The organism is Microbacterium sp. (genome assembly GCF_051953575.1).
In the GTDB taxonomy this organism is placed as follows: Bacteria; Actinomycetota; Actinomycetes; order Actinomycetales; family Microbacteriaceae; genus Microbacterium.
Genome location: NZ_JBQCIP010000310.1, coordinates 1 through 4,945 on the forward strand (window position 1 = coordinate 1; position 4,945 = coordinate 4,945).

The following is a 4,945-nucleotide window of genomic DNA, read 5'->3' on the forward strand; positions in this document are numbered from 1 at the left end:
GGGTCTATGTTGCGGGGCGCGGCATCCGGCTACTGCGGTGGAGGGGTTGCCGTCACCCCCCCGCGCCGCCACCGCGGGGGGCGGGGGGACGCCCCGGGGGGGGGGGTGGGGGGGGGGGCCCCGCCGCGCCCCCCCCCGGCCCGTCTTCTTTACAGCAGGTCGATCGCACGGGCGAACGTCCGCACCCGGTCGGCCATCGCCGCCGGCACCTCCGCCACCGCGAAGTGGCCGCCCTCGTCCAGCCGCTCGAACGTGCGCAGGTCGAGGTAGAACCGCCGCGCCAGCGACTCGGGGTAGTCCCCCTCGTGCCGTTGGATGTGGACGGATGCCGGCACCTCGACGGGCGGCATCTCGTCGGGCTGGTCGGCGCCTTCGTAGTAGGGGCGGAACGAGGTGCCGATGCTCTGCGTCGTCCAATAGATCATCGCCTCGGTGAGGATCCGCTCGCGCGAGATGCGGCGTTCGACCGCGCGCGGATCGCCGCCGGGAGTGTCGCTCCACTCGACCAGCTTCTCGGCGAGCCACGCGACCAGACCTGCCGGCGAGTCGTTGAGTCCCGCGGCCAGCGTGTCGGGCCGGGTGCCCTGCACGTGACCGTAGGCGCCGTTCTGGCCGCCCCACGCGTCGAGGCGCGCGAAGAACGCCACCTCGTCCGGTGCCGTCAGCAGCGGACGCTCGGCGCGCGACGGAAAGTGCGAGTGCGTCGCGATGATCCCCGACACCGACTCCGGATAGCTGCCCGCGAGGAGGTCGTTGACGTTGGCCGAGACGTCCTCGCCGTAGGTCAGATACCGGCGGTAGCCGAGCACGTCCGTCATGAGGGTCTGCATCGTCGCCGCGAGCCGCTTTTCGGTGATGGGTCCGCGCTCGTAGGCGGTCGAGAAGCCGAAGCCGGGAAAGCTGGGCAGCACGACATGGAAGTCGGGCAGCAGATCGGCGAAGTCGAGCTGCAGGGCGAAGGTGTGGGGCCAGCCGTGCATCACGAGCAGCGCCGGAGCGTCCGGACGGGCAGACCTCAGGTGCACGTAGTGCAGTGTCGTGTCGTCGATGTCGACGAGGTACTGCGGGTGCCCGTTCAGCCAGGCCTCTCGCGCGCGCCAGTCCCATGCGCGCCAGCTCGTGACGAGCTCGCCGAGATACTCCGCCGACATTCCGGAGGGGGGTCGGCGGGGCGAGTCCGGAAGGGGCCGGAACCGGTCGAGGCGCTCGTGGAGGTCGGCGAGCTCGGCGTCGGCGACCGCGATCGAGAAGGGCTGCGGAGTGGACATGCGCCGAAGCTACGCCCGGGCTCCGACATCGGCGGCGCTACGACAGGGCGGCTCTCACCGATGCCATCAGGGCCTTCACACGTGCGAACGTGGGAACTTCGATGTTCGCCAGGCCTGTCACCGTGACCCCGGTGTGCGGGTCGTGCCTGCTGGAGGCCGTGACCCCGTGGTCGCCACCCGACAGCAGCAGGTCCTCTCCGTCGAGCCAGATGCCCCGGCCGTAGCCCATGCCGTCACCGGCGTCGGAGGTGACGGACTCGATCGCGAGTTCGGCGAGCTCGGGCGGCAGGATGCGCCCGTCGCGCAGCGCGAGCCAGAAGCGGTGCAGATCGGCGACCGTGGAGTGCGCGCCGCCGTCTCCCGAGCCCTGCACCGGCAGCTCGAACACGTTCGTGCGTCCGTCGTCCTTGTAGCCGGTCGCCGTCGAGGGCGGGAGCGCGTCCGACCGGGGGAAGCCGGATGCCGTCATCCCGGCGGGTGCGAAGACCCGCCGACGCACCAGCTCGGCGAAGGGCGTGCCCGATGCCCGCTCGGCGATCAGGGCCAGCACGACGAATCCGCCGTTGCAGTACGAGAAGCGCTCCCCCGCGCGGAACTTGGTCGGGAAGCCGTCGAGGACGGCGAGATACGCGAGAGTCGAATCCAGCTGCTGCACCGGCACCGTCATGGGTGCCAGTGCGTCGATCTCTTCGTCCAGGTAATCGCCGATGCCCGACCGGTGGGTGAGCAGATGGTCGATCGTGACGTCGTCCGCGATGAGCGGAAGGTCGTCGCGCAGGAAGGCGCGCGCAGGCGCATCCAGCGACAGCGTCCCGTCGCCCACCAGCGACAGGACCGTCAGGGCCGTGAAGGTCTTGGCACCGCTCGCGAGTCCGAATCGAGTGTCGGGACTGTTCGGGACGCTCCAGGTGCGGTCGGCGAGGCCGACGGCCCACTCGCCGAGCACCTCGTCACCGCGGCGGGCACTCACGACACCGCTGAAGCCGTCCAGATCGGGTTCGAGGGGTGTCACGGCCGACCCTGCGAAGACGAGGTCAGGCGCTCTTGCGCTTGTCGCGGAGCACCAGGGTGGGCGGAGCGCCCTCGTCGACCGATGCCCGGGTGACGATCACCTTGTCGACGTCGTCGGTCGAGGGGATCTCGAACATGATCGGACCCAGCACGTCCTCGAGGATCGCGCGCAGGCCGCGAGCACCCGTCTTGCGTGCCACCGCGAGGTCCGCGATCGCCTCGAGCGCCTCGCGATCGAAATCGAGCGTGACGCCGTCGAGCTCGAACATCCGGTGGTACTGCTTGACGAGCGCGTTCTTCGGCTCGGTGAGGATCTCCATCAGCGCTTCGCGGTCGAGCGGCGACACCGAGGCAACGACGGGCAGGCGGCCGATGAACTCGGGGATCAGACCGAACTTGTGGAGGTCCTCGGGCTGGACGTCGCCGAAGAGGTTGAGGTCCTCGTCCTTGCGGTGCAGTGAGGCGCCGAACCCGACGCCGTGCTTGCCGACGCGCGACGAGATGATGTCTTCGAGACCCGCGAACGCCCCGGCCACGATGAACAGCACGTTCGTCGTGTCGATCTGGATGAACTCCTGGTGCGGGTGCTTGCGCCCGCCCTGCGGCGGCACCGAGGCGACCGTGCCCTCGAGGATCTTGAGCAGCGCCTGCTGCACGCCCTCGCCCGACACGTCACGCGTGATCGACGGGTTCTCGGCCTTGCGGGCGATCTTGTCGACCTCGTCGATGTAGATGATGCCGGTCTCGGCGCGCTTGGTGTCGAAGTCCGCGGCCTGCAGAAGTTTCAGCAGGATGTTCTCGACGTCCTCGCCGACGTAGCCGGCCTCGGTGAGGGCCGTGGCGTCGGCGACGGCGAAAGGCACGTTCAGCCGCTTCGCCAGCGTCTGGGCGAGGTACGTCTTGCCGCATCCGGTGGGACCGAGGAGCAGGATGTTGCTCTTCGCGATCTCGATCTCTTCCGCCCGCTGCTCGGCGGACTGGATCGTTCCGTGCGCCCGCACGCGCTTGTAGTGGTTGTAGACAGCCACCGAGAGGGCACGCTTGGCATCGTGCTGGCCGACGACGTACTCCTCGAGGAACGCGAAGATCTCACGCGGCTTCGGCAGGTCGAAGTCCGCGACCACGCCCGACGAGGACTCCGCCATGCGCTCTTCGATGATCTCGTTGCAGAGCTCGACGCACTCGTCGCAGATGTAGACGCCGGGGCCGGCGATCAACTGCTGGACCTGCTTCTGACTCTTGCCGCAGAAGGAGCATTTGAACAGGTCGGCGCTCTCACCGATGCGTGCCATGAGGCTCCTCCTCGTCGCGTCGGGGGAAAGCCCCCCAGCTGTTCTCCGAGCCTAATAGCTGACGCCGACATGCGGCGGCATTGCGACGCACGTTGTGGACGACCCGGGTGCGCGGTGAGCGGAACCGGTCCGGACAGACGAAGGCCCCGCCGCCCGGGTGTCCGGGCGGCGGGGCGTGGCGGCATCCGCCTACTTCGTGAGCGCCTGCTGACCGCGCTTGCGGGTCGTGAGCACCTGGTCGACGAGACCGTACGCGACCGACTCCTCGGCCGAGAGGATCTTGTCGCGGTCGATGTCCTTGTTGACCTCTTCGACCGTCTTATTCGAGTGCTTCGCCAGCGTCTCTTCGAGCCAGGTGCGCATGCGGAGGATCTCCTGCGCCTGGATCTCGATGTCGGACGCCTGACCGTGGCCCGCCTCGCCCATGGCGGGCTGATGGATCAGGATGCGGGCGTTCGGCAGGGCCAGACGCTTGCCGGGGGCGCCGGCCGCGAGCAGCACGGCGGCCGCCGAGGCCGCCTGGCCGAGCACGACCGTCTGGATCTGCGGCGACACGTACTGCATGGTGTCGTAGATCGCCGTCATCGCCGTGAACGAGCCGCCCGGCGAGTTGATGTACATGATGATGTCGCGGTCGGGGTCCTGGGACTCGAGCACGAGCAGCTGCGCCATGACGTCGTCCGCCGAGGCGTCGTCTACCTGGACGCCCAGGAAGATGACGCGGTCCTCGAACAGCTTGTTGTACGGGTCCTGGCGCTTGTAGCCGTAAGCCGTGCGCTCCTCGAACTGCGGCAGGATGTAGCGGCTGCCGGGCATCTGGAGGCCCTGGGGTGCCATCGGGGCACCGCCGAAGGTGGGGGTCTGCATTCCGGGTTCTCTCTCTTTCGCCTTCGGTGCCGTCAGTCCGCCGCGCGGGCGCCGCCGTCGGTTCCGCCGCCGCCGATCACGTCGACGGCCGACTCGCGGATGTGGTCGACGAAGCCGTACTCGAGCGCTTCCTGCGCCGAGAACCAGCGGTCCCGGTCACCGTCGGCGTTGATCTGCTCGACCGACTTGCCGGTCTGCGCGGCCGTGATCTCGGCGAGACGCTTCTTCATGTCGAGGATCAGCTGCGCCTGGGTCTGGATGTCGCTCGCCGTGCCGCCGAAGCCGCCGTGCGGCTGGTGGAGCAGCACGCGGGCGTTGGGGGTGATGTAGCGCTTGCCCTTGGTGCCCGCGGTCAGCAGCAGCTGCCCCATCGAGGCCGCCATGCCGATGCCCACCGTGACGATGTCGTTCGGCACGAACTGCATCGTGTCGTAGATCGCCATGCCGGCCGTGATCGAGCCGCCCGGGGAGTTGACGTACAGGTAGATGTCCTTCTCGGAGTCCTCA

5 protein-coding genes are annotated in these 4,945 nt (G+C 68.9%); all 5 read right to left on the bottom strand.

Annotated features, from left to right (window positions below; genetic code table 11):
* Positions 1-149 precede the first annotated feature (149 nt).
* On the bottom strand, positions 150-1,268 hold the full coding sequence (locus tag ACTHNQ_RS19805; protein ID WP_440335639.1) for an epoxide hydrolase family protein: 1,119 nt from the start codon (positions 1,266-1,268) through the stop codon (positions 150-152).
* Positions 1,269-1,305: 37 nt separating this feature from the next.
* Complete coding sequence (locus ACTHNQ_RS19810; protein ID WP_440335640.1) at positions 1,306-2,280, bottom strand: serine hydrolase domain-containing protein; 975 nt, start codon at positions 2,278-2,280, stop codon at positions 1,306-1,308.
* A 22-nt stretch (positions 2,281-2,302) separates the two neighbouring features.
* Positions 2,303-3,571 carry an ATP-dependent Clp protease ATP-binding subunit ClpX gene (clpX, locus tag ACTHNQ_RS19815; RefSeq protein ID WP_440335641.1) on the bottom strand — a complete coding sequence of 423 codons (1,269 nt, stop codon included), beginning with the start codon at positions 3,569-3,571 and terminating at the stop codon, positions 2,303-2,305.
* A 189-nt stretch (positions 3,572-3,760) separates the two neighbouring features.
* Complete coding sequence (locus ACTHNQ_RS19820; protein ID WP_141894389.1) at positions 3,761-4,438, bottom strand: ATP-dependent Clp protease proteolytic subunit; 678 nt, start codon at positions 4,436-4,438, stop codon at positions 3,761-3,763.
* A gap of 32 nt (positions 4,439-4,470) precedes the next feature.
* Positions 4,471-4,945 (bottom strand): ATP-dependent Clp protease proteolytic subunit (locus tag ACTHNQ_RS19825; RefSeq protein WP_440335642.1); only part of this gene is annotated, 475 nt, incomplete at its 5' end.